We start from the raw sequence: 24,677 nt of genomic DNA on the forward strand, positions 1-24,677 counted from the left end.
AGCGGTGGCTGTGGCTTGTGAAATGGCCTGTACGCGTATTCACGGAACATACCGTGAACTGCGCCTGCAATCTCAAAAAATCCCCCCGCCGTCACTTACATATCTGCCAATTCGAAAATGCTCAGCGTATCGGTCGTGCTCGAAATCGAAAAAACGAACACGCTGGGTCTTCAGTGAAGTTAAAACTCTAGGAGCGCGGCTCGGGATAAATTCCAGCCTCGAACGTAGGGAGGGATTTCGAGACGCCTGATTATAAAAGCGATCCACGTAGGGAACATTTGTGTCCCGATGATCTTCCCACTGTCTGAGCAGTGGCGGACGGATAACACGCGCCACTCAGCGACATGGTTGAGGGAACGAAACTTCGGCGTTACAGCTATGTAACCTGTTTTGAAACGCCCACACGCTCACTATCAAGATGGAAGAGGCATGCTATGAGCATCCGCCGCGACGTTCTGATTGGTCTTGGTTCTTTACTGGCGTGCTCGACATGCTTGCGACCTGTTCTGCATGCAGCCAGCGCTCAGGACTTGCCGACTATGCCGCCGCGCAATCCCTGGCTTGCCGAGAGCGTCTATCCGACCTCGCATTTCAATCCCGGCGCGACGGATTCGGTGCTGTTCGCCGGTCCCGTGCATGGTCGCAAGCTTAAGACCGAAGAGGTCAAGACCGTCCCGACGGTCATTACCTCCAACCCCACGCTCAAGAAGGTGGGCGATCAGACGATCGCTTTTGCCAGTGGAGCGGTGGGCGTTCAGAAGCTTCGCCTGACGGGGAAGATGATGGAGGCCGGCAATTTCGTGCCGTATCCCGGCTTCGAGGCGGATGCGAAATTGGCATCCAACGAAAGCATCCGCGCTGTCCTCGACAAGCTTGATGCAGCGTCTCGCGCTCGCGACGAAAGCCAGATTGTCGCCGCGCTTGCTACAATGGGCTCCATGGGCCTCAACATTCAGACTGGCATCAACGGGGTCTACAACCTCTTTGACAAGGATGGCTATCACTACTGCGTTTTTGGCGGGACCAAAGTGCTCAAGTCATTCGATGACAATGATCCCGAGGCAGACGTCCGCATCGTAGCCTCCAAAAATCTGGTGGAGGATTTGCCGGCCGACATCGCCAAATCCGTGTCGCGGATCATAGGGCTGGCCATGACCTATGATGGCTATCTTGCTGCGGCTGCCCCCGGCGCAGCGCTGATCCTCGATCGCGATCTCAATGTGAAGTCCTATGTAGGATTTGGTGACGAAGCAGTCGACAACTCCATCTGCATCGATGACAAGGGCGGGGTCTATGTCGTCACCAGCAAGCGCATGCTGCGTCTCGCCTGGACAGGTGAGAAGCTATCAACCGACACCGCAGACGGTGCATGGGAGTCGCCTTACGAGTCGATGGACCCCAAAAAAGCCATGGCGCTTGGCGCAATCTCGCGCGGGTCGGGCACGACGCCGACGCTGATGGGGTTTGGTGACGATCCCGACAAACTCATCGTTATTGCCGATGCCGCGGAGGCCGGGACCAATCTGGTCGCGTTCTGGCGCGACGCGATCCCGGATGGCTTTCAGCAGAAACCCGGCACTCTGTCCCGACGAATTGCCGACCAGATCAAGATCGACATATCCAGCCTTACAATCGAACCTTCCCCCAACGTGCTGGGTTACGGGGTTGCCGTCATCAATGGCAGCTACCCGGAACCGTTTCCGGAGCCCGGGCCACCCAACCAGTTCACCGCCGGGGTTACGCGCAAAGCCCCGCTTGGCGTTCAGAAATTCACCTGGGACCCGAAAGAGAAGAAGTTCGAAAAAGCGTGGGTCAATATGGAGGTCGACAACACCGATATTATGGTGCCCGTCGTCTCGGCGGCCACCAACCTCATCTACTGCGCGACCAAAATCAGCGGGAATTATGCCTATGTCGGGCTGGACTGGACGACTAGCGAGACGAAGCAGACGTGGCTCTTTCCCGACGACAGCCGAAAGTGGAATGCGCTGGGCGGCATCACGACGATCCTCGAGGATGGTGATCTTCTGATTGGCGGCGCATTTGCCATCAAGAGGATGATCGATGCACCTTAGTTTTGGATAAGACAACGGGACGGTACAACCGAACAGGGCCGGTCGTAATATCACGATCTCCACGGACTGGTGTGCCGCGATTCCGAATTGTCAGTTTATGTGTTGCGAGAAAGGATGGTGCGTTGGATTGTCATTTATAGAGCTTTCGCAAGTTCAGTGACCATCCCTCTTTTTTGCCTTGAGCATTAGCGTCCATCCCCAATCTCTTTTCTCCATGAAGTCACGGAGCCCATGACCAAGCAATGGTGCGGTAAGCCGATTTACTTTGTTGGATGTCAGCAGTCTTCTGAAGTGTTTGTGAGCGATTGGCGTAATCGAGAACAATGATTCTATTTCAAAATGCTTGCTTGCCAGCGAAGCCAATTCCGTGCGGTCCACCCACTTCCTGAGCTGGCCGGGTTGCTGGGTCGGCACCCTGCAGTAATTTTGCAGAACGGGACGATTTTGCGTCGCAAGGAAGAGGTGCCCGCCGGGCTTGAGCAGTTCCGAGAGACGCGCGAAGAATTTGTTCTGGTCAGCAACGTGAGATAGCACTTCCAGGCTGACCAGCACGTCGAAAGACATGGGTGCAAAATCGAGTTTGGCGAAGTCGCCGGCCACGAACTTTATTTGGGGCCAGCGCGTTCGTGATGCCGATAAAACCTCGTCGGAAATGTCCGTTCCGGTGACATTGCCAAACTTTGCCAGCGTTGGGCAGAACCAGCCGTTACCGCAGCCAACTTCGAGGATGTTGAGATCGCGTCGTCCCAACTCGACAAGCCATTCCTCGATAACCTGGGATTGCCGACGGGAAATTTCTCCTACATCGTGCTGACGATTTTCGGAGTTCCACTTATTCCAAAACGTGCGTTGTAGTTCGTCGCTCTGTTCCATAAACGAAGGATTGCAAGCTCTCTATGGTGGCGCAATGTAATACAAGGAGGTAACTCCATGTATTGATACACGGCCTTTTCGTTTCATCTAAATGCATTACACCCAACTGGTTTGCGACCGCTGGAGGGTGAGGAGTACCCACGCTTTCCCGATGGGCACCGATGTACCGGAGTGAAGCACAGCCGGGCTGGAGATCGAGGGAGCGCGACTTTGAGCCCGTACTAATACTTGATGCTTATTTGCTTGATTGGCTTGCGAGGTTATTCACAAAAGGTAGGTAAGCCCGACAGCCAAGGCTACGCCGACGAAAAACAACGCCCCGTACATCAAGGATGTTCGGAACTTGGGAGCTGGTCGTTTCTCGTTATATTCGTCATAGGCTTTCATAACCCATTTAACGTGTCTCAGCTTCGATCGTTCCGGGTCGAGCAGATTATCCCTTTCGACAGCCAGACTACTGGACAAGAAGCCGAATTCGCAGCGTAACATCATGCGCGTTGGGGACGACAAGATCGTTGAGTGTCTGGAAACGTTAAGGGACTGGCGGCGATGCCGCCGCTCCGCGAGAATCTTACTAAGCCCGGAAACAGCATCCAGCGCCGGTCTCCTCGTCGGAAAATAGTCGGAAGCGGCGAAGGAGGAGGGGATAAAGGTTCTCGTTCAACCCGGGAGCATCTGCGAAATAACGACCGCGACTGAAACCGCAAACGCGAAAATGAGAAGATGACGCCACATCGGGGTGGTGTAGTGCGAATAGATTTCGTCTTCTTCGTCTTCGAACATTTCCGGCCTTTCTCCCATTTCAGCCGTCCCTATCAGTGCAATGTGAAGCCTGGATGTCAAGTTAATGCATTAATCTGAAGCCGCTCGATCGTTGAGGAATGACGGTCGACTAGTCCCTCCCGCCTTATAATTAACGCGGTGCCGGCGCAGAATGTTCCCGTGCATGGTGCAATCCGTCAAAACCCCTATATTGGCTTGCACCTCAGATTCGGGAAACTTCATGCCACACGATTTTCAAGCTGATATTGATGCCATTGCTCGCATCGATGCAGTTCCAACCATACTCGATGTCGTCTGCCGGACGACAGGCATGGGATTCGCGGCTGTCGCACGGGTGACCGAAGATCGCTGGATCGCCTGTCAGGTGCTCGACAATATTGCGTTTGGCTTGAAGCCCGGGGGCGAACTTGAGGTCAAGACCACGATCTGCGATGAAATTCGCGGCAGTGGCCAAGCCGTCGTTATTGACGAAGTGTCGCAGGATTTGGTTTATTCGACCCACCACACGCCGCAGATTTATGGCTTTCAAAGCTACATCTCGATGCCGATAACACTGCCGGACGGCACTTTTTTCGGCACGCTTTGCGCCATCGATCCCGCGCCGGCGCGTTTGAAGAATCCGCAAGTGGTCGGCATGTTCAAGCTCTTCGCCGATTTGATTGCTTTTCATCTCGACGCCAATGACCGCCTTGCCAAAACCGAGGCTGCCCTGGTCGACGAACGGACGATCTCGGAATTTCGCGAACAATTTGTCGCCGTGCTCGGTCACGACCTGCGCAATCCTGTTGCCTCGATCGATTCGGGCACGCGCCTGCTTCTGCGTACGCCACTCGACGAAAAGGCGGAAGCCATCGTCAAGTTGATCCGCGGCAGCGTTGTGCGCATGTCTGGCCTCATCGATAACGTTATGGACCTGGCGCGGGCACGACTCGGCAGCGGCGTCATGGTCGAGATCAAGCGCGATGCCGAATTGAAGCCCACGCTGACCCAGGTCGTCGATGAACTCGGGTCGGTCCGCCCCGATCGCGTCATCGAGACCAGCTTCGAATTCGATGATCCGATCCGCTCCGACCCGCTGCGTGTCGGCCAGCTTCTGTCAAATCTTCTTGGTAACGCCTTGGCCCACGGTTCCGAAGACGGGGCGATTCTCGTGGATGCCCGAACCACCGATGACGCATTTGAACTGTCGGTTACCAATCGCGGCGAGCCTATACCTGCGGAATCGGTCGACCAGCTGTTTCTGCCCTTCTTCCGCCATGGCGCCAAGACCGGCCAGCAGGGGCTTGGCCTCGGACTCTACATCGCGTCCGAAATCGCCAAGCTGCATGGCGGCGTCATCGAGGTCGATTCGAACGACGGGAAAACGCGCTTCACGTTCCGCATGCCGCTCGAAGCGTAGGGCCGGCAGCGAGGCGATGCTAAGTAACAGGGCAGGGTTAAGGTGAGGACGCCTTGCCCTCCCGCTTCCGGGGGGGCGTCGCAAAGCAGCGACGCCGAGGGGCTCCGTGCGCCCGCGCCTCATTCGAAATACGCCGGTATCCGGGCTTGAGTGAAGTTTGCTGGCGCCGCGTCACGGTTTTGCTCAACCGGTCAGCGGCGCCTGATTCCGCTCAATGGTGCTCCAATACGGCAGAGGCTCAATGGTGCTCCAACACAGCAACGCAGGAATCAAGATCATTGGTGGCGAGGTGGGCGTAGCGCATGGTCATCTGCAGGGTCTGATGTCCAAGCCACATCTGCACGCGCCGGATGTCGATGCCGCCGCGAACCAGCCTCGAAGCGCAGGTATGGCGCAATATGTGCGGGACGACCTGATCGTCGCGACCGAGTCCGACCTCGGCTTTTGCCTCATTCCAGATTGCCCGAAATCGCACCTGGCTGTGCATGGAGAACGGACCCTTCAGGCGCCCGCGCGCGATCAGCGTCGCTTCGCGAGCGCGGGAGGTGAGGGGAACGGTCCGGCTGCGCCCGGATTTTGTCAGCCAGAAAGTCGAGCGGCTATCCTGCAGATCGTTCCATGAAAGGCCGATCGCCTCGCCGAGACGGCACCCGGTATCGACCAGAAACACGCTGAGGCGGTAACTGTCTTCGCAACGTGCCCGAATTGCCGAAAACAGGCGCTGTTCTTCTTCGAATTCGAGGAACCGAATCCGTCCTTGCCGCTCTTTCTGGCGGCGAAACTCCGGCAGATTGTAGATATCGCCCATCTTGCACGCTTTCCGCAGCAATTTGCTCAAGGCCGCCATCTTGCGATTGATGGTGGCATTGCTGTTTCCGCGTTCGCGCAAGGTTCCAATGACGAAATCGAGCATTTCCTGGCTGAATACGCTGAATCGCTCGCCGCCCACAATCTCGGCGATCTCGCCGAGAAATGATCGGACATTGACCTTATGCGATCCTTCATCCCAGAGAATGCCGATATATTGCGCGGTCAATTCCGCGAGCGTGTGATCCCTAACCAGTCGTCGCGTCTGGTGAGCGCTTGAGGAGTAGTGCAGATCATATTCGAACTGGACCGAAAAACGGGCGTCCTGCTGCGTGTCCAAGGGGGCGACTAGCATAATGATTGCGCTCTGAAACAATTTAGAAGCATCGGAAAAATATGCGGCAAGTTGTAGCCGCCAATCCGAAAAACGCAATCCCGGAACGTCTGCCCATTTAGGCTAATAGACTTCCGTATGATAAAGCGACAGGCTTTATCAGTTCTCAACCCAACGGGCTGCAGTTCGAGCATTTCCACGTCTCCTCGGTCCGCGACCGATCAGAAATCCTTTCTCTGAAAATTGCTGTGCGCCGAAGAATGCGAACGCTGAAAATTGCTGTTGCTTAGAATTGCTGGTTCAATTGGAAAAATCCGACGCCGAAAAAACCGGCGTCGGAAGTAGTCAGGTCAGACGATTAGAAATTGCGCTGGAAGCGGATAATGCCCTGTACCGCGTCCTCTTTCTCAACGAAGTAGCTATCGTCAAAGTGTGTGTAGTTGACTTCTGGCGTAATCTTGAAGCCCGGCACGAGTTCGTAGCCGACGTTCAGGGCAGCAGCGATGCGACCCTCGTCTTCGTAGCCAACCTGAGCGTTGATGGTCGCCTTGTCGGTTGCCTTCACTGCTACACCACCCCAAACGGCATAGTCGCCATTCCACGTACCGTAGTAGTTACGCTCCCCTACGATGTTTCCATCGTCATCATAATGAGAATCGCCCCAGCCGGACTGATAGCCACCCATCACCCAGGCAGCGATCGTGTCGTTGACTTTGACGTCCAGGCGGACTTTCCCAGCGAACTCTTCAACAATTGAATCGTAGCCGCCAACGGCAGAGATGGCACCCCAGCCCTGGGCAAACTTCACGCCTGCAACGATATGCGGAACATAATCGTCGATAACGTATGAGCTGGTTGTAACTTTACCAGTGTCAAAGTCTTCCGAGACGTAGCCGCCGCCGCCCTGTTCAAGGCCAACCATAGCCGAGAAGCCGTTGCCGCCAGCGAACGTGTAGCTCATCTGATTGGTGACATACGGACCTTCGGCAATGACGTCGTCCGAGATGATGTCGCCGAGATAGCCGGTCCATGACGTGAACTGGGAATCGACCGCACCAACCCGGAAACCGCCAAGTTCGATATACGCCTGGTTCAAGTCAACCGTCTGTGCATCGGCGCCGTTCTTGAAGTTGAAGCGGGTTTCGACGAATGACTTCAAAGTACCGAGTTCGGTTTCGCTACGGGCGTCGAAGCGAAGGTCGGCGCGCGCCTTCTTTTCCCAGGTGCCACGCTCTGTACCGGTATATGGATCATCGCCGCCCTTGGCGTCGTAACGGACATAACCGCTGATCTTCAGGCAGGTTTCGGTTCCCGGAATGTAGAAGAAGCCTGCGCCGTAAGCGTCGCAAACGCGAACGTATTCGACGGGCTCTGGTTCGGCGACGACGATTGCATCGGCAGCACGTGCGCCGGTTACTGCGACGAGAGCCGCAGCGGAGCCGAGAAGAAGGCTCTTGATGTTCATTTCTGACCTCCAGTCAAGATTCGCTGGAGATCCGTGGAAAACGGTCGTTAGTGGCCGACTGTATTCGAAAACAGATTGACGATGAGAACGCCGGCAATGATGAGGAAAAGACCAATGATTGCAGGCATATCGAGGGCCTGGCGGTACCAGAACCAACCGACAGCTGCGATGAGAACGATGCCCGCGCCGGACCAGATCGCATAAACAATGCCAACCGGAATCGTCTTGATCGGAATCGACAGCAGGTAAAAGGCGAGGCTGTAGCCGACGACGCACACGAGCGAGGGCCACAGCCGCGTAAATCCGTCCGCCTGTTTCAGTGCGGATGTGGCGACCACTTCACAGACTATGGCAACAACGAGGTAGAGATATGTCATGTCAAATCACCATTGCGGAAGGAGCGGGCGGATTGCCGATTCGAATCGAGGAACGCCAAGAAAACCACCGGTTCATGGGCGATTCTCAAGCCAGGTAACGTCCCAATACCGGCATTCAAGGGCAAGATTTCATTAAAAAACCAGTTACCTCTATTAAGGAGTGGTAAAGATATTGGAGGGTGCGCGGCGATTTCGTGGCATTTGTGCAACAGCGATCTTGCATAGACGCTTTGGAACCCTTCCGGCGAGACTTTCATGGTTGAAACGCCAGCGCTGGCGAGTATGGTCAGTCGGGAGGAAGGGCGTTCATCGCATTTCTTCTTGGACTTAGGGGATGGGGACAGGTTGTCCTTCAGCCAAATTGGAATGCCCAGACCCATTTTTAACTTTGACTGGAGGTCAGAAATGAACATTAAGAGCCTTCTACTCGGCTCCGCTGCGGCCCTCGTCGCAGTAACCGGCGCGCGTGCTGCTGATGCAGTCGTTGTTGCCGAACCAGAGCCCGTCGAATACGTTCGCGTTTGCGACGCTTACGGCGCAGGCTTCTTCTACATTCCGGGGACCGAGACCTGCTTGAAGATCAGCGGTTATCTGCGTTACGACGCTGCTGGTGGCGACGATCCGTACAATGGTTCGAACGTTGGCGCCAACGACAACGAAACCTGGTACAAGCGCACCCGCGCTGAAGTCCGTTTCGACGCACGTTCGGAAACTGAACTCGGCACTCTGCGTTCCTACGCTCAGACCCGTTTCCAGTTCACCAACGGCAGTGACAACGGTGCTTCGCTTCCGCAGGCATTCATCGAACTCGGTGGTTTCCGCATCGGTGTCGCCGACGAAATCTTCGGTTCGTGGACCGGTTATGCTGGCAACATCATCAACGACGATGTGATCAACTACCAGTCGGGCACGACCAACCAGGTTAGCTACACCTTCGCAGGCGGCAACGGCTTCTCGGCCATCATCGCTGCTGAACAGGGCCAGAACGACTTCGGCAACTTCGGCTTTGACTACGTCATCGACGACTACATGCCGCACGTTCTTGCTGGTGCGAAGTGGGAGCAGGGCTGGGGCGGCATCTCCGGTGTTGTTGGTTATGACTCGGTTGTCGAAGACGTTGCTGTAAAGCTGCGTTTGGACCTCAAAGTCACCGACACCATCTCGCTCTTCGCAATGGGCGGTTATCAGTCTGACTACAGCGCACCGGACTTCGACACGACGACTGGCGTTGTAACCGGCGGCAACCAGAACTGGTTCGGCACCTGGGAAGGCGATTGGGCTGCTTGGGCAGGCTTCTCGGCTAAGCTCTCCGACAAGGCAACTCTTAACGGCCAGGGCGCATACGAAGAAGAAGGCACCTACGCTTTCGCTCTTAACGTAGCCTACGAACTGGTTCCTGGCTTCACGATCACGCCGGAAATCAACTACACCAAGTTCGACGGCGTTCGTAAGGACGTTGCTGAGTTCGACAACGGTAACGACGACGCATTCGGCGGTATCATCCGCTTCCAGCGTAACTTCTAATCCTTTACTGGATTGGTTGATAAAGACCCGGCGGCGCGAGCTGCCGGGTTTTCTTTGTTCATGGGCCGGTCGTCGTGTTGAAATGGCCATGAACATGGGGCAAGACATAGCTCCAGCCCATCGAGACTGAGAGAAAGCCTTAGGAATATGCGTACCATCAGGAGCTGGTTCTGGCCCGGTGTCATCACCGTCGCACTTCTGACGGTTCTTGCCGGCTGGTTCCTCACTGATCCAATCGACCAGCAACTCACGGATGCGGCCAATGCTGCGCTGAGCGCTGATAATTCCTGGGCGAGCGCCGATATTGACGGCCGCGATTTAACCTTGAAGGGTGTGGCGCCGTCCGAAGAGGCTCTTGATGCCGCTCTTGGGATCGCCGCAAGCACGCCCGGCGTAAGAACCATAGATAATCAGGCGACGCTTTTGCCCCTGGCCGAACCGTTTTCCTTCGTCATCACCAAATCCGACGACGGCATATTGCTGTCAGGGAACGTCCCCTTCGGCGATTCGCGCGCGCGAATTCTCGCGTCCGCCGAAAACGCCATGCCGGGCATTGAAATCCTCGACGAATTGGCCGTTGCGCGCGGCGCGCCGGAAGGTTTTCTCGATCTTGTCGACTTCGCATTGAGTCAGGCGGCGAAACTGACCAACGGAGAGGTGGAAATCTCGGGCAAGACCTATAGTATCAGCGGCACCGCGGCCAATGCCGCCGATTACGATGCAATCAACGCCGCCTTGCGCGCTCCCATTCCCGGTAGTGGCAAGCCGGGCGAGATCAAGCTGGAGGCCGCGGTCAATACCAGCGGAGGTTAGAAACATGTGGTTCATGATCGGTCAGCTCTGGCTCTTCCTGTTGATTGCTGCTCTTGTCGGGTTCTATGTCGGTTGGTCTACATACGACCGGGGCCAATGATGCGATCCAGGGGATAGACAATGGGTGTATTTCTTCTCCAGTCATTGTTTCTCATTGCTGCGGCTTTTGTCATCGGCGCGATTTTAGGCAATTTTTTCAAGCGGATGTCACCGAAACGCGAATCGGCTTCTGAAGTATCCACACGCGCTGCCGATGCGCGCCTGGCAGCAAGCCCCATTCTTCCCGCGAATGACGATGTGAGGCAGTCGGCCCGGGAGGCTGCCGCAATGATACCGCCAGCGGAACCCGTGCCGCCGGCGGAAGTCCCCGCGAGCGGCAAGCCGGCGCGCAAGACAGCCGCAAAGCGGGTGGCTGCGAAGACGGCTGTCGAACGCAGGTCCAATCCGCGGCAGGACGACAGCCACCGGCCCGTTATGCTCAAGGCGGCGCGGCGCGGAAAACCCGACAAACTCACCGATATCGACGGCATTGGCACGGCCATACAATCGCGGCTTTTCGATATGGGGCTGTTTCATTTCGACCAGATTGCTGGCTGGTCGATTGAGGAGGCCGCGTGGGTGGGCGAGGAAATAGGATTTCCCGGCCGCGTGCAGAGGGAAGGGTGGATCAGACAGGCTGCGGCAAGGGTAAAGATGCCTGCGGCAGATCAACTGGCGAAGCCGAAACCAACAGCGCGGCGCAAGGCTGGAACGACCAAGCCCTCATAGACTTTTCAGGCAAGGGCGGCGGTTTCGCGAAGGTCGATTCCTGCGGCAAAGGCCGCGATCAGTTCAGGCAAACGTCCGGTTTCGAGCAAAGGCGCATGGCCTTGACCCGCAACATTGATGACCTGCATCGCGGGATGCCGGCGCGACATTTCCAGCACTGTTTCAGGTGTCAGCAGGCTGCTGTTTTCGCCGCGAATAACCAGGAGCGCCAGCTTCTCAAAAAGGTCGAACTGCTGCCAAAGGTCGGGCAGCTTCTTGTCGAAATCAATATTCGCCATGGTTTTCAGGAGGTTGAGATCGTAGTCCGGGCGAATGGTTCCGCGCTGCCTGCGATAGATCGCGCGCGCGAAGCGCCTCCAGTCCGCTTCGGTCAGCGCCGGAAAGGCTGTTCCGTGCAGACTGCGCTGGCGCTCGATCGCTTCCGGCCAGGTGCGTGGATTGCGCGACTTGCGCAGATATTGAGTGATCTGGCGCAAGCCTTCAGGGGCAATTTCTGGCCCGATATCATTGAGAATGACACCGGCCAGCAACGTCGGCGCTACCGATGCCAGAATGTGGGTGATCAATCCTCCACGCGAGGTTCCGAGAAAGATTGCACGGTCAATGCCGAGCGAACCAAGACCTGCAATAACGTCATTGGCTTCGACGCCAATATTGTAGTGGGACCAGTCGCGATCATATGCGGACAGTCCGCGACCGCGATAGTCGAATGTTATGACCTGGCGCGGCGTGTCGGGATGCTGCGACAGAAGTGCTGCGACTTCGTGAAAGTCGCGGCTGTTGCGGGTGAGGCCGGCAAGGCACACGAGCGGCACCGCCCCGGCGCACTCCAATCCATAAACCCGGCCATGGAGCTTCAGTCCATCGGGTGCATCGTAGCTGATCTCGCGATAGGCCTCGACCAAATTCAACCCCGCCGTCCGGCCGTGAGATCGCTCTCTATCTGCGCCTTGCCCGTCAACCGCGCCTTGTAGACTTCATAGTTCTCCATGACCCGCTGCACGTAATTGCGAGTTTCGGTATAGGGAATGCGCTCGATCCAGTCGACGACTTCATCCACCGGCTTGCCACGCGGATCGCCATACCGCGCCACCCACTCGCTGGCGCGGCTCGGGCCGGCATTGTAGCCGGCAAAGGTAAGCACGTACGAACCATCGAACTTGGCGATCTGCTCGCCCAGGAATTTGGCGCCGAGCGTTGCATTATAGGCAGCATCCCCGGTCAAACGGTCCTTGGAGTATGTCATGCCGGCGCGCTGGGCGACGCCCTTTGCGGTGCCCGGCAGCAATTGCAGCAGGCCGCGCGCGCCCGCGCTCGATACTGCAGTCGGGTTGAACTCGCTTTCCTGGCGGGCGATTGCATAGGCGAGGGCGGCACCGGAACCCGAAATATTGGCATTGCCCGGGATGGCGCCGACCGGATGCGACAGTGCACCGACGTCGATGCCGCGTTGCGCCGCGGTCTTGCCGACGCGCAGCGCCACGTAATGGTTGCCCTTGCGTTCGGCCATCACGGCGAGGAGAGCCAATTCGCCGGGGCTGTCGAGCTCCTGTGCCAGGCTGGAATAAAGAATTGCCGCCCGGGAATCATAGCCGGTGTCCTCTAGCCTCTGTATAGCTCGCACGGCTTCGCGCTGGGCAAATCGTGAACGTTCTGCATCAGACGGCTTGGGATAGGGGAGTTGCAGCCCGGATTGCCCCAGCTTTGCTGCTGCAAGCTGCCCGTAAAATGTTGTGCCGTAGCGCGATGCGCGTGCGTAATAATCGCGTGCGCTGCCTGCTGCGCCCGCTTCCGCGGCACGGCCCAGCCAGTAATAGGCGCGCGATGCAGACATCGGACGCGAGGAAATCTCGGCGATGCGCGTGAAATGGCGCTGTGCCGTGTTGGGATCGTTGAGGCCGCGCAATGCGTACCAGCCGGCGTGGAACTCCGCTTCGGCGGCAACCGAAGGTGTTTCGGCGCTGTGCATTGCCGCCACGCGATAGGCGCGCTTGACGTCGCCCTGATCGAGAAGCTCGCGTGAAAGAACGCGCCGTTCCGTCCACCAGGCATCGGGGTCTACCAGCGCTGCGGCATCGCGCGGCGCGGTCGCCATTACATCGGCTGCCTCACGGAATTTTTCCTGGCGGCGCAGATATTGCGCCTTGGCGAAGATATAGGCCGCATTTGACGCCCATGCGCCATGAACGGCGGCAAGCTTCTGGCCCGCATCCGGTGATTTTTGCAGGACGGCTGCGAATGCCTGGAACAAGGATTCTGCGTTGGCCAGCTTGGCGACACGCCCGGCCGACTTTACCTTGCCCTCGTAAAGCATCGTCAGCATGCGCGTCAGATGGTCGTCGCGGGAAATGACCTGCGAAAACTCCTTGAGGATCATTGTCTCCTGCGTGTCCTCGAGCTTCTTGGTCCGCCAGAACGCGCCGAGGATTTGCCGCGCGCGCGGAGCATTGCCGCTCGCCACATAGGCGCGGGCGAGGATAACGACGCCCTCTGTCGTCTGCGGTGCAGTATTGCCAAAGGCGTTGATGACGATCGAAGGCGCGGGATTTTCCTTATAGAGCGCCCGCTCCGAATTGTTGCGGAAGGTCGCCATGCCGGGCCAGCCGGGCAGTTCCTGCGCGGCATGGGCGATCTCCGAACTCGGGATTCCAGGTGCGTTGGAAAGACCGATCGCCCAGGTGAGGATATGGCGGTCGAGCGCGTCAACGGGCAGGCCGTTGCGAATGCCGAGCGCACGCTGGGCGTCGCCGGCGGAGAGCGCGTCAAGCCCGCTCTTGAGACTGCCGGCAATCGCTGAGGGCTTCGCTGGTTGGGTGATGCCGGCGGTGGTGACCGGATCGGGCCGGGCCAGTACCTGCGTTGTCGGGCTCACGCGCGTTTGCGTCGACGCGAACGGCTTCAATCCGGGAACCGGGACGCCTGCCGAAGGTACGGGTGTTTGGGCATGGGAAGCCGTCGCCACCAACGCAAGCGTGGACGCGAGAAGAACGTGACGCAAAACAGAAGTTCTCAGCATACAACTACCAGTTTTTTTGGAGCGGATCAGAGGGTCCCCCGGATCCGTGGAGACAATGAAGACGATAATAGTGGCGGACGTATGAAAGCACTCTTAACAAAGGGTTATCCGAGCCCGTTGCATTAAACCTATTGCAACTCATGCTAGCGGAGATATGCATCAACTTGATGTGTTTCATCAGGCAAATGAACTTGCTCAAGACGATCTGCGCGATTATGGTGCGCCACCTTTAGCCCCCGCGTGGACGGGGGCGACCAACTGCCATCCCGGAGTTTCGCAATGCTGAAAGGCTCAATCACCGCTCTCGTAACGCCCTTCCTCGAGGATGGTTCGTTCGACGAGAAAGCCTTTCGCAGCTTCGTTTCCTGGCAGATCGCCGAGGGCACCAATGGCCTCGTCCCGGTTGGCACGACCGGTGAATCGCCGACGCTGTCGCACAGCGAACATAAGCGCGTGGTCGAGGTCTGCATCGAGGAAGCCGCGGGCAAGGTGCCGGTGATCGCCGGCGCCGGCTCCAACAACACCCGCGAAGCCATTGAACTCGCAGAGTTTTCGCAGAAGGCGGGGGCAGACGCCATTCTTGTGGTGACGCCCTATTACAACAAGCCGAACCAGCGCGGGCTTTACGCACATTACAAGGCGATTGCCGAGGCTGTAACGCTGCCGATCATCATCTATAACATTCCGGGCCGCTCGATCATCGACATGACGCCGGAGACGATGGGTCAGCTCGCACACGACTTCAAGAACATCAAGGGTGTGAAGGATGCGACCGGCAAGATCGAGCGCGTTTCCGAGCAACGCCTGACCTGCGGCAAGGAATTCATCCAGCTTTCCGGCGAGGATGCGACCGCGCTCGGCTTCAACGCGCATGGTGGCGTCGGCTGCATCTCGGTGACGTCCAATGTCGCGCCGCGCCTCTGTGCCGAATTCCAGGCGGCGACACTTGCCGGCGACTACGGCAAGGCAGTCGAATTGCAGGACCGGCTCCTGCCGCTGCACAAGGCTCTGTTCCTAGAGCCAAATCCGTCCGGCCCGAAATATGCGCTCGCCAAGCTCGGCAAGATCAAGAACGCATTGCGCTCGCCGCTCGTCGCCGTCGAGGCTGCAACCGCCGAGCGGATCGACAGGGCCATGCAGCATGCCGGTTTGATCAACTGACAAATCAGTTGAAACGCACTATATAGCCTGCATGAACAAGCCGAAATCTGCGTCAAAACCCACGACGGCTCGCAAGATCATTGCCGAGAACCGTAAAGCGCGCTTCAACTTCGAGATTCTCGACACGCTCGAGGCTGGCCTCGTGCTTGCGGGTACGGAGGTCAAGTCGCTGCGCCGTAACCAGTCGAACATTGCCGAAAGCTATGCCAGCTTCGAGAACGGCGAGTTCTGGCTGATCAACAGCTATATTCCGGAGTATCTCGAGGCCAACCGCTTCAACCATGAGCCGCGCCGTCACCGCAAGCTGCTGATAAACAAGCGGGAAATGTCGCGGCTGGCGCAGTCTGTCGACCGCGAGGGCATGACGGTCGTTCCCCTGAAGCTCTATTTCAATGACCGCGGCCGGGCGAAGCTCGAGATCGCCGTCGCGCGCGGCAAGAAACTGCACGACAAGCGCGAGACCGAGAAACAGCGCGACTGGAACCGCGAGAAGTCCCGGCTCCTGCGCGATCGCGGCTGATACCTGCATGAGCGGTCGAAGATGGATCCTCGGGACAAGGGCCCGAGGATGACGGCGGGGTGCGTGCAGCGATCGAAGTCCTGAGAGGCATCGGCGGCGGGCTACAGCGACGGAGAGGGTTGTGCCGTTTGCCGGGGTAACGGAGACGTTGGAGCGTCGGGCGAAGCCTCACGACGGGCAAGTCTCCGCCCGGCGCAGGTGGGTGGAGACATCCTCCGTCCCCCGCGGCCGTCATCCTCGGGCTCGTCCCGAGGATCCAACTTCCTTACGGGCACCGCAATGAAGTCCGGGGCAACTGATCCCTAGACCCATTAACGTGCGGCGCGCCAAATCTAAACCGGCCTGTTGTGCGGCTGGAATAGCCGTCCGCGTTCGGCGATAAGCACAAACACCAATCCGATCAGCGACAGGACGAAGAAGCCGGCGACAAGCGGCAGCGTCGTGCCGTTAAAGGCCTGGCCGATCACTGCTCCGACAACGCCGCCGCCGGCCGTACTCATGAAGCCGAGGACCGACGAGGCTGTACCCGCCACGTGCCCGAGCGGTTCCATCGCCAGCGCGTTGAAATTCGAGCCGATCCAGCCGAACTGGAACATCGCCAGTGCGAATAGCAGCAGGTAAATCGGGAACGGCGTCGGATTTGGCCCAAGGATCGTCAACAGCAGCCAGAATCCATTGACGGCAAGGAACGAGAGGAGAGCGCCATGGGACAGGCGCCGCATGCCGAACCGGCCGACAAGGCGCGAATTCAGGAACGACGAAACGGCCATGGTCACGGCGACCGCTGAAAACGCGACCGGGAACCACACGCCAAGATCATAGATGCCGACATAGATCTGCTGGGCCGAATTGATGAAGCCGAACAGCGCGCCGAAGATGAATGAATTTGCCAGCGTGTAGCAAAGCGCGACGCGATTGGTGAGCACGATCCTGAAGCCTTGCAACACCGACTTCAGGGTAAAGGGGCGAACATCGGCCGGATCGAGCGTTTCCGGCAGGCGCAGGTAGACCCAGACCAGAACGGCGCTCGCGATCGCAGCCATGAAGATGAAGATGAGGTGCCAGTTGCCGAACAGCATGACTGTCTGGCCGGTTCCCGGCGCGATGACCGGGACGATCATGAACACCATCATGATGAGCGACATGACCTCCGCCATGCTGCGGCCGCCATAAACGTCGCGCACGATCGAAATGGTAATGACGCGCGTTGCTGCCGAACCAATGCCCTGCAGCAAACGGAACAATAGAAGCGACGTGAAAGTCGGCACGAATACGCAGGCGAGCGCCGAGCCGATATAGACGACGAGGCCGACGAACATCGGAACGCGGCGGCCGAAGCGGTCGGAGATCGGGCCATAGAACAATTGCGAAACGGCAAAACCCATCAGATAGGCCGAGATGACATATTGCCGATGGTTTTCGCTGGCAACGCCGAGGCTCGCGCCGATCTGCTGCAGGCCGGGAAGCATGATGTCTATGGCAAGCGCATTGATCGCCATCAGCATCGCCATCATCGCGATGAATTCCGCTTTCCCCATTCCCCTCAGGCGGGCGGCGGAAGTGGTCGTCGAACTGTCCATGATCAAACCTGCAAATATCAACAAAGACAAAGGCGTCGGAGCGGCCGACGCCTTTCGAAACAAGGTACCGGGCAATCCCGGAACCGATTGGAACTATTGCGTAATCAGGCGGCCTTGGTGGCGACGCCCTTTTCGCTGAGGAGGTTTTGCAACTCGCCTGCCTGGAACATTTCGCGGATGATGTCGCAACCGCCGACAAATTCACCCTTCACATAAAGCTGCGGAATGGTCGGCCAGTTGGAATAGTCCTTGATGCCTTGGCGCAGTTCGTTGGATGAAAGAACGTTCACACCCTTATAGTCGACGCCGATATAGTCGAGAATCTGCACGACCTGGCCGGAAAAGCCGCATTGCGGAAAGCCGGGCGTGCCCTTCATGAAGAGAACGACGTCGTTGCTCTTGACCTCACTGTCGATGAATTCATTGATACCGCTCATTTCGGCAACCTTTCACCCCAAGATGTGACGAATCGTCATTTCATGGTTCAATTGTTTTCGTTGTTTACAGATAGCGCTTCAATTTAGTCAAAACAAGGCTGGTGAGGGTGTCATATCGTATCATCATCGCTGCCGGCGTGCTTCTTGCCGCAATCGCGGCGGGATTATTTGCCCAACTTGGGCAATTGCGGCCGGCGACCGGAGCGTCAGGAGGTACTATGGTTTCGCTTCCTTTTGACCGCAAGGACCTGCCGGCCCCTTGCCGCACTGTCGACTTCGAGGGCAGCGGCAACATCGTCTGCGAAGTTGATCTGCGCTCCTACGAGGTCCAGCTTGGCCTCGATGGTGCGGATGGCAAGCCCTATGGCTCGCTCGCATCATTCATGGCGGGACAACCGGCCGCGGCGAAGCTCGTTCTCTCAATGAATGCCGGGATGTACGAGCCCGACATGAGGCCGGTTGGCCTTTACGTCGAGGAGGGGAAAGCGATTGCGCCTCTCAACACTGGAGAGGCTCCAGGCAATTTCTACATGAAACCCAACGGCGTGTTCTTCGTCGCAAAAGATGGCACGGCCGGCGTTGTTTCGACCGAAGCCTACGGGAAAGCAGCCCCTGATGTTCGCATTGCCACGCAATCAGGGCCCATGCTCGTCATCGACGGGAAGGTGCACCCGCGCTTCGAACCCAACGGCACGTCGCGCTATGTCCGCAATGGCGTCGGTGTCCGCGATCCGAATACGATCGTACTGGCTATTTCCACGGAACCGGTCAGTCTCGGCCGCTTCGCGCGCCTTTTCAGGGATGAGCTTGGCTGCGCCAACGCTCTGTTCTTCGACGGGATGATTTCTGCCCTGTCAAACGACCGGAAGGTGTTGCTTGGAGGAACCGATCCGGTGGGACCGATACTGGCAGTGTACGAAAAGTCTTAGTCCGGGGCGCTCGTCTGCAGGGCGAGGGCGTGCAGTACGCCCCCCATATTGCCCTTCAATGCGTCGTAAACCATCTGGTGCTGCTGCACGCGCGACTTGCCGCGAAAACTTTCCGCGACAACCTCGGCAGCATAGTGATCGCCGTCACCCGCGAGATCGCGGATCGTCACTTTTGCATCCGGAATGGCGTCTCGAATCATTTTCTCGATGTCGCGTGCATCCATTGCCATGCTGTTCTCTCCTCAAGCGGCCTGATTCTTATCGTCCACGTGACCGCTCATATAGTCAGGGAACCACGATTCGTGTGCTTGTGTCAGGTCTGACACAGATATGGAGAGCAGACCGCCGATCGTCAATGCGTTGCCGCCAACTGTCCCAAGCTTGCGGAACGGGAGACCGGAACCCTCGGCGTTGAGCGTGATCATGTTTGCCGCATCCGGGGCCACTGCAACGACGTAACGGGACTGATCTTCGCCGAACAGCAATGCATGCGGCGCGCCATCGCCGATCTCGACCGTCGCACCCTTGCCGGAGGCCATGCACATTTCGGCCAATGCAATGGCGAGACCGCCGTCCGACAGATCGTGGCAAGCGGTTAACTGGCCGTTGCGGATCGCCGAGCGGACAAAATTACCGTTGCGCTTTTCGACGCCGAGATCGACTGCTGGCGCCGGACCGTCGGCGCGGCCGTGCAGATCACGCAGGTAAATCGATTGTCCGAGATGCGTGCCGTCGACGCCCAGCAGGATCAGCACGTCGCCGTCCTTCATGCCGCCGACCTTGGTGGTCTTCGTCCAATCTGGAATGAGCCCGACACCGGCGATGGTCGGCGTCGGCAGGATCCCCTGGCCGTTGGTTTCATTATAGAGCGAGACATTGCCCGAAACGATCGGGAAGGAGAGGGCCCGGCAGGCCTCGCCGATGCCACCGATCGCCTTGACCAACTGGCCCATGATCTCCGGCCGCTCCGGATTGCCGAAATTGAGGTTGTCGGTAGCGGCCAAAGGTTCGGCACCGACAGCGGTGAGATTGCGCCAGCATTCGGCCACCGCCTGCTTGCCGCCCTCGTAAGGATCGGCCTCCACATAGCGGGGCGTCACGTCGGAAGAAAAAGCGAGCGCCTTGGTTCTGTTGCCGTCGACACGAACGACGCCGGCATCGCCGCCGGGAACCTGCAGGGAATTGCCCTGAATCAGCGTATCATATTGCTCGTAGACCCAGCGCCGCGACGAAAGATCGGGCGAGCCGACCAACTGCAGCAGCGCTGCGCCATAGTCTGCGACTTCCGGCACATTGGCGGCTGGCAGCGGTGCATGCTTGCCGGGTTCCATCCACGGGCGGTCATATTCCGGCGCCTGGTCGCCGAGGTCCTTGATCGGAAGGTTGGCGACTTCATGTCCGCCATGCAGGACACGGAAGCGCAGATCGTCCGTTGTGTAACCGACTATTGCAAAGTCGAGGCCCCATTTGCGGAAGATCGCTTCGGCTTCCTCTTCCTTTTCCGGGCGCAGCACCATGAGCATGCGCTCCTGGCTTTCGGAGAGCATCATCTCATAGGCGGACATGCGCTCTTCGCGCACGGGAACGCTGTCGAGATTGAGCTCGATGCCGAGATCGCCCTTGGCGCCCATTTCAACAGCCGAGCACGTCAGACCGGCAGCGCCCATATCCTGGATGGCGATCACAGCGCCGGAGGCCATGAGTTCAAGCGATGCTTCGAGAAGGCACTTTTCCGTAAATGGATCGCCCACCTGAACGGTCGGGCGCTTTTCGTCGATAGATTCATCGAATTCCGCCGAGGCCATGGTCGCGCCGCCGACGCCGTCGCGGCCCGTCTTGGCGCCGAGATAGACGACGGGCAGGCCGACGCCCTCGGCCTTCGAATAGAAAATCGCGTCGGTCCTGGCGAGGCCGGCCGCAAAGGCGTTGACGAGAATATTGCCATTATAGCGCGCGTCGAAATTGACCTCGCCGCCGACGGTCGGAACGCCGAACGAATTGCCGTAGCCGCCGACACCCTCGACGACGCCGGAAACGAGGTGGCGGGTCTTCGGATGGGCCGGGTCGCCGAAGCGCAGCGCATTCATCGCCGCGATCGGGCGGGCGCCCATGGTGAACACGTCGCGCAATATGCCGCCGACGCCGGTCGCAGCGCCCTGGTAGGGCTCGATATAGGAGGGGTGATTGTGGCTTTCCATCTTGAAGACGACGCATTCGCCGTCGCCGATATCGACCACGCCAGCGTTTTCGCCAGGACCCTGGATGACCTGCGGTCCGGTGGTCGGCAGGGTGCGCAGCCACTTCTTGGAAGACTTGTACGAGCAGTGCTCGTTCCACATGGCGGAAAAGATGCCGAGCTCCGTAAATGTCGGCTCGCGTCCGATCAGATCGAGAATACGCTGGTATTCATCCGGCTTCAGCCCGTGCGAAGCAACGAGTTCCGGTGTAATCGGGCGGGTATCGGGATTTGTCATGGGTTCTGGAGCATCCTTGGCGAGGGGGCGGCTTTCGGCCACTCTTTAACCTATGTAGTGCGGTCGCGCGACAGGAAAATAGCCCAAATCGACAAGGCCCCGGCATGCCCGAGACGACCTGCACTTGTTCGGGAGATGGGCCGCGCGTAACGTCATGTCGGATCATTTCATGGGGAGACAGGCATGACGTGCAGGCTTCAGGACAAGGTGGCGATCATATCCGGCGGCGCCACGGGAATGGGCGGAGCGGCGTCGAAGCTCTTCGCCGCCGAGGGCGCAAAAGTGGCCATCGTCGACCGCAACGAGGCGGCAGCTGCTGCAACCGTTGCCGAGATCAGTGCGGCGGGCGGCGAGGCCGCCTACTTCGTTGCCGATGTCTCGGATGAGGCTGAGGTGAACAGGGCCGTTGAAGCGACGTTCGAGCGCTTCGGCCCGATTACCGTATTGTTCAATCACGCCGGCACGATCGTCATCAAGCCGTTCCTTGAAACGACGCTCGAGGAATGGGATTGGCTGCATGCGGTCAACGTGCGTTCGATGTATCTGATGACGAGGGCGGTAATCCCTCACATGCTCGAGGCCCGCGGCGGCTCGATCGTCTGCACCTCGTCGATCTCGGCGGTTGCCGCAACGCCGATGGAAGTGCTCTACGATACGACCAAGGGCGCGTGCCACATGTTCGCTCGCGCGATCGCCGTCGAGTTTCGCGACCGCAACATCCGCTGCAATGCGGTTTGCCCCGGCTTCATCCGCACCCCGCACGGCTTGCGCGAGGTGGATGAATTGCAAAAGCGCGGCGTCGATGTATCGGACGCGGCCATGCAGGCGGCGCAGGGCCGGATCGGCGAGCCGGAGGAGGTGGCGCGCGCGGCGCTGTTTCTTGCCAGCGACGAATCCTCCTTCATCACCGGTACGCATCTCTTCGTCGACAATGGATTTACAGCGATCTAGTCGACTGTGCTAAGCTTGCTGTGGGCACCTAAACAGCCGACTCTAGGGAGACGGACGATGACGGCTTACCTGATTGCTGACGTGAAGGTGACGGACGATAAATGGATACCGAAATACGCGGCGGCGGTGCATGACATAGCGCACAAGCACGGCGGCAAGTATTTGTCGCGCAGCGGCAATATTACATTGCTGGAGGGAAAGCCGCTCGACACGACGTTGATTGCGATCATCGAGTTTCCTTCGACCGAAGCGGCCGAAGCCTTCGCCAGCGATCCGGAATATGCGCCTTATGCGAGTGCGCGGCAGTCAGGCAGCGAGAGCCGCTTCCGCATCATCGACGATACGGATCTTGCCGGGAGCATCCCCTATCTGCCGAAGGGATGATTCTCGAATCAGGCTAGGCAGCGATGGCGTCGAGGTGTTTTCGCACCTCGGCGAACACGCTCTTGAACATGGCTTCGGTCAGGCGGCCGGTGTTGGTGTTGTAGCGCGAGCAGTGATAGCTCGAGAAAATTTGGACATTGCCAATCTGGGCTCTGCCGCCATGGCTGAATGGATGGGCGGATACCGGCTGCTTAAGGGCACGAATTGTCGATTGGTGCGCGATGGTGCCGAGCGTCACTATGGCGCGCAGACCGGCAAATTGTTCGATGGTCGGTGTCAGGAAGCGGCGGCAATTGCTGATCTCGCCGCCGACGGGCTTGTTCTCCGGCGGAACGCATCGCACCGCATTGGTGATGGCCGTATCGATCAGTTGCACTCCATCATCCGGCCGCGCCGCAAAGGTGCCGCGGGAAAAACCGAACTCGCTTAGCGTACCATAAAGAAGGTCACCGGCGTAATCGCCCGTGAAGGGCCGGCCCGTACGATTGGCGCCGCGCAGGCCAGGCGCCAGGCCGATGATAAGCAGACGAACGGATTGAGCACCACCGGCCGGCAGGAACGTCGGAACGGGCGCGTTGTGCCACCCCGGTTCCTTGTCCCGCCAAGCGGCGATGAAATCATGCAGACGCGTGCAAATAGGGCAGTCCGGAGAAGGCTCCGGACCCGTCAATTCTGCGATCAATAATCGACCTGTTCTTCTTCGACGCGGCGTGGTGTCCGTTCGGAAGGCTCGCGACCGATTTCTGCACGCAGCGACACGAGGTCGATGAAGTGATCGGCCTGGCGGCGCAGTTCGTCGGAGATCATCGGCGGCTGCGTCGAGAGCGTCGATACGACGCTGACCTTGCGGCCCTTGCGCTGCAGCGCTTCGACGAGCGAGCGGAAGTCGCCATCGCCGGAGAAGATGACGAAATGGTCTACTGTGTCCGTCAGTTGCATGGCATCGACGGCAAGTTCGATGTCCATGTTGCCCTTGATCTTGCGGCGGCCCGCAGAGTCGGTGAATTCCTTCGCCGGCTTCGTTACAACCTTATATCCATTGTAGTCGAGCCAATCGATCAGCGGACGGATCGAAGAATACTCCTGATCCTCAACCAGTGCAGTGTAGTAATACGCACGAAGCAGGTAGCCGCGCTTGTGGAAAGCAGCGAGCAGCTTGCGATAATCTATATCGAAGCCGAGTACCTTGGAAGCCGCGTAGAGATTTGCACCGTCAATGAACAAGACGATCTTTTCTCGTGGATCAAACATAATAACGTTCCATTTCAAAAATCTAAGCTTAACTTCAAATCAGCTTGCTTATAATAGAGCCCGATCTGAACTTAATACGAAAGTAGGATATTTAGTACGTCGGGTCGAGGCAAAAGCCAATAGGTTCGTTGATATTTTGTCGAGGTTTCCGCCGATATGCGGTGACTGGCCCGCACCGCGAAGCTGTAAATTGCGCGAAAGCGTCAATATGCATCGGTGGCTTTTGCTTGTTTTTTGCGTTCATCCGCGTTATGTGCGGAGCAATCCGCTAATTCAGAGAAAAATGAAAGGGGCAGTTTATGGCCCGTGTCACTGTTGAAGATTGCGTTGACAAGGTTGAGAACCGGTTCGAACTCGTTCTCCTCGCCAGTCACCGCGCGCGCCTGATTTCCCAGGGCGCAGCGATCACGATCGATCGCGACAATGATAAGAATCCCGTGGTAGCCCTGCGTGAAATCGCCGATGAGACCCTTTCGCCGGGCGATCTGAAGGAAGATCTGATCCATTCCCTGCAGAAGCATGTCGAAGTGGACGAGCCCGAAGCTGTTGCCGTACCGCAGGTGACTGCCGGCGACAATGTGGCAGCCGATGTCGATGCCGACAGCGAAGCCGAAGACAATGTATCCTTCGACTCCATGTCGGAAGAGGAACTGCTTGCCGGAATCGAGGGTCTCGTGGCCCCGGAAAAGAGCGACGACTACTAAGTCAAATGTCGCGCTCCGGCGCGGCAGCGGCCGGCAAGGCTTTTGATGCGTC

Annotated in this window: 25 protein-coding genes; 11 read left to right on the forward strand and 14 right to left on the reverse strand. The window is 58.2% G+C overall.

What is annotated here, in order from left to right:
• Positions 1–539 precede the first annotated feature (539 nt).
• Positions 540–2,075, forward strand: a complete 1,536-nt coding sequence (locus BLR72_RS11955; protein ID WP_091949562.1) for a hypothetical protein — start codon at positions 540–542, stop codon at positions 2,073–2,075.
• Positions 2,076–2,228: 153 nt separating this feature from the next.
• On the opposite strand, the gene BLR72_RS11960 is transcribed toward BLR72_RS11955, so the two are convergent.
• Both BLR72_RS11960 and BLR72_RS22825 read right to left on the reverse strand, forming a co-directional pair.
• Complete coding sequence (locus tag BLR72_RS11960) at positions 2,229–2,948, reverse strand: class I SAM-dependent methyltransferase (RefSeq protein WP_091948819.1); 720 nt, start codon at positions 2,946–2,948, stop codon at positions 2,229–2,231.
• Between the two features lie 660 nt (positions 2,949–3,608).
• Positions 3,609–3,731, reverse strand: a complete 123-nt coding sequence (locus BLR72_RS22825) for a hypothetical protein (protein ID WP_280140128.1) — start codon at positions 3,729–3,731, stop codon at positions 3,609–3,611.
• A 220-nt stretch (positions 3,732–3,951) separates the two neighbouring features.
• Between BLR72_RS22825 and BLR72_RS11970 the strand changes: the two genes are divergently transcribed.
• Positions 3,952–5,130, forward strand: coding sequence for a GAF domain-containing sensor histidine kinase (locus tag BLR72_RS11970; protein WP_091948824.1), 1,179 nt, complete (start codon positions 3,952–3,954; stop codon positions 5,128–5,130).
• 238 nt (positions 5,131–5,368) lie between these two features.
• On the opposite strand, the gene BLR72_RS11975 is transcribed toward BLR72_RS11970, so the two are convergent.
• The 4 genes from BLR72_RS11975 to BLR72_RS11990 all read right to left on the reverse strand — a co-directional run bounded on the left by BLR72_RS11975 (position 5,369) and on the right by BLR72_RS11990 (position 8,526).
• Positions 5,369–6,292: a tyrosine-type recombinase/integrase gene (locus tag BLR72_RS11975; RefSeq protein ID WP_091949565.1), complete on the reverse strand. Its 924-nt coding sequence runs from the start codon at positions 6,290–6,292 to the stop codon at positions 5,369–5,371.
• Between the two features lie 337 nt (positions 6,293–6,629).
• Positions 6,630–7,736 carry a porin gene (locus BLR72_RS11980; RefSeq protein WP_091948827.1) on the reverse strand — a complete coding sequence of 369 codons (1,107 nt, stop codon included), beginning with the start codon at positions 7,734–7,736 and terminating at the stop codon, positions 6,630–6,632.
• A gap of 47 nt (positions 7,737–7,783) precedes the next feature.
• Positions 7,784–8,113, reverse strand: a complete 330-nt coding sequence (locus BLR72_RS11985; protein ID WP_091948830.1) for a DMT family transporter — start codon at positions 8,111–8,113, stop codon at positions 7,784–7,786.
• Positions 8,110–8,526: a hypothetical protein gene (locus BLR72_RS11990; RefSeq protein ID WP_091919148.1), complete on the reverse strand. Its 417-nt coding sequence runs from the start codon at positions 8,524–8,526 to the stop codon at positions 8,110–8,112. The genes BLR72_RS11985 and BLR72_RS11990 overlap by 4 nt, the downstream gene beginning before the upstream one ends.
• Between BLR72_RS11990 and BLR72_RS11995 the strand changes: the two genes are divergently transcribed.
• From BLR72_RS11995 to BLR72_RS12005, 3 genes are all read left to right on the forward strand, one after another.
• Positions 8,519–9,637 (forward strand): porin, encoded by a 1,119-nt coding sequence (locus BLR72_RS11995; protein WP_027229877.1) that lies wholly within the window; start codon positions 8,519–8,521, stop codon positions 9,635–9,637. The genes BLR72_RS11990 and BLR72_RS11995 overlap by 8 nt on opposite strands.
• 147 nt (positions 9,638–9,784) lie before the next feature.
• Positions 9,785–10,450 carry a BON domain-containing protein gene (locus BLR72_RS12000; protein ID WP_091948833.1) on the forward strand — a complete coding sequence of 222 codons (666 nt, stop codon included), beginning with the start codon at positions 9,785–9,787 and terminating at the stop codon, positions 10,448–10,450.
• A 120-nt stretch (positions 10,451–10,570) separates the two neighbouring features.
• A complete protein-coding gene (locus BLR72_RS12005) occupies positions 10,571–11,218 on the forward strand; it encodes a hypothetical protein (protein WP_091948835.1) in 648 nt (215 codons plus the stop codon).
• Positions 11,219–11,223: 5 nt separating this feature from the next.
• On the opposite strand, the gene BLR72_RS12010 is transcribed toward BLR72_RS12005, so the two are convergent.
• A complete protein-coding gene (locus tag BLR72_RS12010) occupies positions 11,224–12,129 on the reverse strand; it encodes an alpha/beta fold hydrolase (RefSeq protein ID WP_244506688.1) in 906 nt (301 codons plus the stop codon).
• A complete protein-coding gene (locus tag BLR72_RS12015; protein WP_091948841.1) occupies positions 12,126–14,234 on the reverse strand; it encodes a lytic transglycosylase domain-containing protein in 2,109 nt (702 codons plus the stop codon). Before BLR72_RS12015 ends, BLR72_RS12010 begins: the two co-directional genes overlap by 4 nt.
• A gap of 279 nt (positions 14,235–14,513) precedes the next feature.
• Here BLR72_RS12015 and dapA point away from each other — a divergent pair, with 279 nt between their 5' ends.
• A complete protein-coding gene (gene dapA / locus BLR72_RS12020) occupies positions 14,514–15,395 on the forward strand; it encodes a 4-hydroxy-tetrahydrodipicolinate synthase (RefSeq protein ID WP_091948843.1) in 882 nt (293 codons plus the stop codon).
• 31 nt (positions 15,396–15,426) lie between these two features.
• Complete coding sequence (gene smpB, locus BLR72_RS12025) at positions 15,427–15,915, forward strand: SsrA-binding protein SmpB (protein WP_027229872.1); 489 nt, start codon at positions 15,427–15,429, stop codon at positions 15,913–15,915.
• Between the two features lie 332 nt (positions 15,916–16,247).
• On the opposite strand, the gene BLR72_RS12030 is transcribed toward smpB, so the two are convergent.
• Both BLR72_RS12030 and grxD read right to left on the reverse strand, forming a co-directional pair.
• Complete coding sequence (locus BLR72_RS12030; RefSeq protein WP_091919137.1) at positions 16,248–17,453, reverse strand: multidrug effflux MFS transporter; 1,206 nt, start codon at positions 17,451–17,453, stop codon at positions 16,248–16,250.
• A gap of 146 nt (positions 17,454–17,599) precedes the next feature.
• On the reverse strand, positions 17,600–17,932 hold the full coding sequence (gene grxD, locus BLR72_RS12035; RefSeq protein WP_027229870.1) for a Grx4 family monothiol glutaredoxin: 333 nt from the start codon (positions 17,930–17,932) through the stop codon (positions 17,600–17,602).
• 218 nt (positions 17,933–18,150) lie between these two features.
• Here grxD and BLR72_RS12040 point away from each other — a divergent pair, with 218 nt between their 5' ends.
• A complete protein-coding gene (locus BLR72_RS12040; RefSeq protein ID WP_175492347.1) occupies positions 18,151–18,861 on the forward strand; it encodes a phosphodiester glycosidase family protein in 711 nt (236 codons plus the stop codon).
• Here the strand turns inward: BLR72_RS12040 and BLR72_RS12045 are convergent.
• Together BLR72_RS12045 and purL are read right to left on the reverse strand one after the other, a co-directional pair.
• The gene (locus BLR72_RS12045; protein ID WP_027229868.1) at positions 18,858–19,091 is read right to left on the reverse strand and encodes a BolA/IbaG family iron-sulfur metabolism protein; all 234 of its coding nucleotides are present in this window, start codon (positions 19,089–19,091) and stop codon (positions 18,858–18,860) included. The two genes, BLR72_RS12040 and BLR72_RS12045, sit on opposite strands and share 4 nt — an antisense overlap.
• Before the next feature lie 12 nt (positions 19,092–19,103).
• A complete protein-coding gene (purL, locus tag BLR72_RS12050) occupies positions 19,104–21,335 on the reverse strand; it encodes a phosphoribosylformylglycinamidine synthase subunit PurL (protein ID WP_091948849.1) in 2,232 nt (743 codons plus the stop codon).
• Positions 21,336–21,518: 183 nt separating this feature from the next.
• Here purL and BLR72_RS12055 point away from each other — a divergent pair, with 183 nt between their 5' ends.
• Positions 21,519–22,286, forward strand: a complete 768-nt coding sequence (locus BLR72_RS12055) for an SDR family NAD(P)-dependent oxidoreductase (RefSeq protein WP_091948852.1) — start codon at positions 21,519–21,521, stop codon at positions 22,284–22,286.
• Positions 22,287–22,343: 57 nt separating this feature from the next.
• Positions 22,344–22,670: a DUF1330 domain-containing protein gene (locus BLR72_RS12060; protein ID WP_027229865.1), complete on the forward strand. Its 327-nt coding sequence runs from the start codon at positions 22,344–22,346 to the stop codon at positions 22,668–22,670.
• Between the two features lie 13 nt (positions 22,671–22,683).
• Here BLR72_RS12060 and BLR72_RS12065 read toward each other — a convergent pair whose 3' ends face one another.
• Complete coding sequence (locus tag BLR72_RS12065; protein ID WP_091949568.1) at positions 22,684–23,349, reverse strand: uracil-DNA glycosylase; 666 nt, start codon at positions 23,347–23,349, stop codon at positions 22,684–22,686.
• The gene (locus BLR72_RS12070) at positions 23,349–23,921 is read right to left on the reverse strand and encodes a LabA-like NYN domain-containing protein (RefSeq protein WP_027229863.1); all 573 of its coding nucleotides are present in this window, start codon (positions 23,919–23,921) and stop codon (positions 23,349–23,351) included. Before BLR72_RS12070 ends, BLR72_RS12065 begins: the two co-directional genes overlap by 1 nt.
• A gap of 299 nt (positions 23,922–24,220) precedes the next feature.
• On the opposite strand from BLR72_RS12070, the gene rpoZ reads away from it, so the two are divergent.
• On the forward strand, positions 24,221–24,625 hold the full coding sequence (gene rpoZ, locus BLR72_RS12075) for a DNA-directed RNA polymerase subunit omega (protein ID WP_027229862.1): 405 nt from the start codon (positions 24,221–24,223) through the stop codon (positions 24,623–24,625).
• The last annotated feature ends 52 nt before the right edge of the window (positions 24,626–24,677 follow it).

The sequence above is a fragment of the Phyllobacterium sp. YR620 genome (genome assembly GCF_900104165.1).
GTDB lineage: Bacteria > Pseudomonadota > Alphaproteobacteria > Rhizobiales > Rhizobiaceae > Phyllobacterium > Phyllobacterium pellucidum.

What these genes read in the sequence shown, in the direction of transcription:
- BLR72_RS11955 (WP_091949562.1), top strand. Translation starts at nt 540, where the DNA reads ATGCCGCCGCGCAATCCCTGGCTTGCCGAGAGCGTCTATCCGACCTCG.
- BLR72_RS11960 (WP_091948819.1), bottom strand. Translation starts at nt 2,948, where the DNA reads ATGGAACAGAGCGACGAACTACAACGCACGTTTTGGAATAAGTGGAAC.
- BLR72_RS22825 (WP_280140128.1), bottom strand. Translation starts at nt 3,731, where the DNA reads ATGTTCGAAGACGAAGAAGACGAAATCTATTCGCACTACACCACCCCG.
- BLR72_RS11970 (WP_091948824.1), top strand. Translation starts at nt 3,952, where the DNA reads ATGCCACACGATTTTCAAGCTGATATTGATGCCATTGCTCGCATCGAT.
- BLR72_RS11975 (WP_091949565.1), bottom strand. Translation starts at nt 6,292, where the DNA reads ATGCTAGTCGCCCCCTTGGACACGCAGCAGGACGCCCGTTTTTCGGTC.
- BLR72_RS11980 (WP_091948827.1), bottom strand. Translation starts at nt 7,736, where the DNA reads ATGAACATCAAGAGCCTTCTTCTCGGCTCCGCTGCGGCTCTCGTCGCA.
- BLR72_RS11985 (WP_091948830.1), bottom strand. Translation starts at nt 8,113, where the DNA reads ATGACATATCTCTACCTCGTTGTTGCCATAGTCTGTGAAGTGGTCGCC.
- BLR72_RS11995 (WP_027229877.1), top strand. Translation starts at nt 8,519, where the DNA reads ATGAACATTAAGAGCCTTCTACTCGGCTCCGCTGCGGCCCTCGTCGCA.
- BLR72_RS11990 (WP_091919148.1), bottom strand. Translation starts at nt 8,526, where the DNA reads ATGTTCATTTCTGACCTCCAGTCAAAGTTAAAAATGGGTCTGGGCATT.
- BLR72_RS12000 (WP_091948833.1), top strand. Translation starts at nt 9,785, where the DNA reads ATGCGTACCATCAGGAGCTGGTTCTGGCCCGGTGTCATCACCGTCGCA.
- BLR72_RS12005 (WP_091948835.1), top strand. Translation starts at nt 10,571, where the DNA reads ATGGGTGTATTTCTTCTCCAGTCATTGTTTCTCATTGCTGCGGCTTTT.
- BLR72_RS12015 (WP_091948841.1), bottom strand. Translation starts at nt 14,234, where the DNA reads ATGCTGAGAACTTCTGTTTTGCGTCACGTTCTTCTCGCGTCCACGCTT.
- dapA (WP_091948843.1), top strand. Translation starts at nt 14,514, where the DNA reads ATGCTGAAAGGCTCAATCACCGCTCTCGTAACGCCCTTCCTCGAGGAT.
- smpB (WP_027229872.1), top strand. Translation starts at nt 15,427, where the DNA reads ATGAACAAGCCGAAATCTGCGTCAAAACCCACGACGGCTCGCAAGATC.
- BLR72_RS12030 (WP_091919137.1), bottom strand. Translation starts at nt 17,453, where the DNA reads ATGGGGAAAGCGGAATTCATCGCGATGATGGCGATGCTGATGGCGATC.
- grxD (WP_027229870.1), bottom strand. Translation starts at nt 17,932, where the DNA reads ATGAGCGGTATCAATGAATTCATCGACAGTGAGGTCAAGAGCAACGAC.
- BLR72_RS12040 (WP_175492347.1), top strand. Translation starts at nt 18,151, where the DNA reads ATGGTTTCGCTTCCTTTTGACCGCAAGGACCTGCCGGCCCCTTGCCGC.
- BLR72_RS12045 (WP_027229868.1), bottom strand. Translation starts at nt 19,091, where the DNA reads ATGGCAATGGATGCACGCGACATCGAGAAAATGATTCGAGACGCCATT.
- purL (WP_091948849.1), bottom strand. Translation starts at nt 21,335, where the DNA reads ATGACAAATCCCGATACCCGCCCGATTACACCGGAACTCGTTGCTTCG.
- BLR72_RS12055 (WP_091948852.1), top strand. Translation starts at nt 21,519, where the DNA reads ATGACGTGCAGGCTTCAGGACAAGGTGGCGATCATATCCGGCGGCGCC.
- BLR72_RS12060 (WP_027229865.1), top strand. Translation starts at nt 22,344, where the DNA reads ATGACGGCTTACCTGATTGCTGACGTGAAGGTGACGGACGATAAATGG.
- BLR72_RS12070 (WP_027229863.1), bottom strand. Translation starts at nt 23,921, where the DNA reads ATGTTTGATCCACGAGAAAAGATCGTCTTGTTCATTGACGGTGCAAAT.
- rpoZ (WP_027229862.1), top strand. Translation starts at nt 24,221, where the DNA reads ATGGCCCGTGTCACTGTTGAAGATTGCGTTGACAAGGTTGAGAACCGG.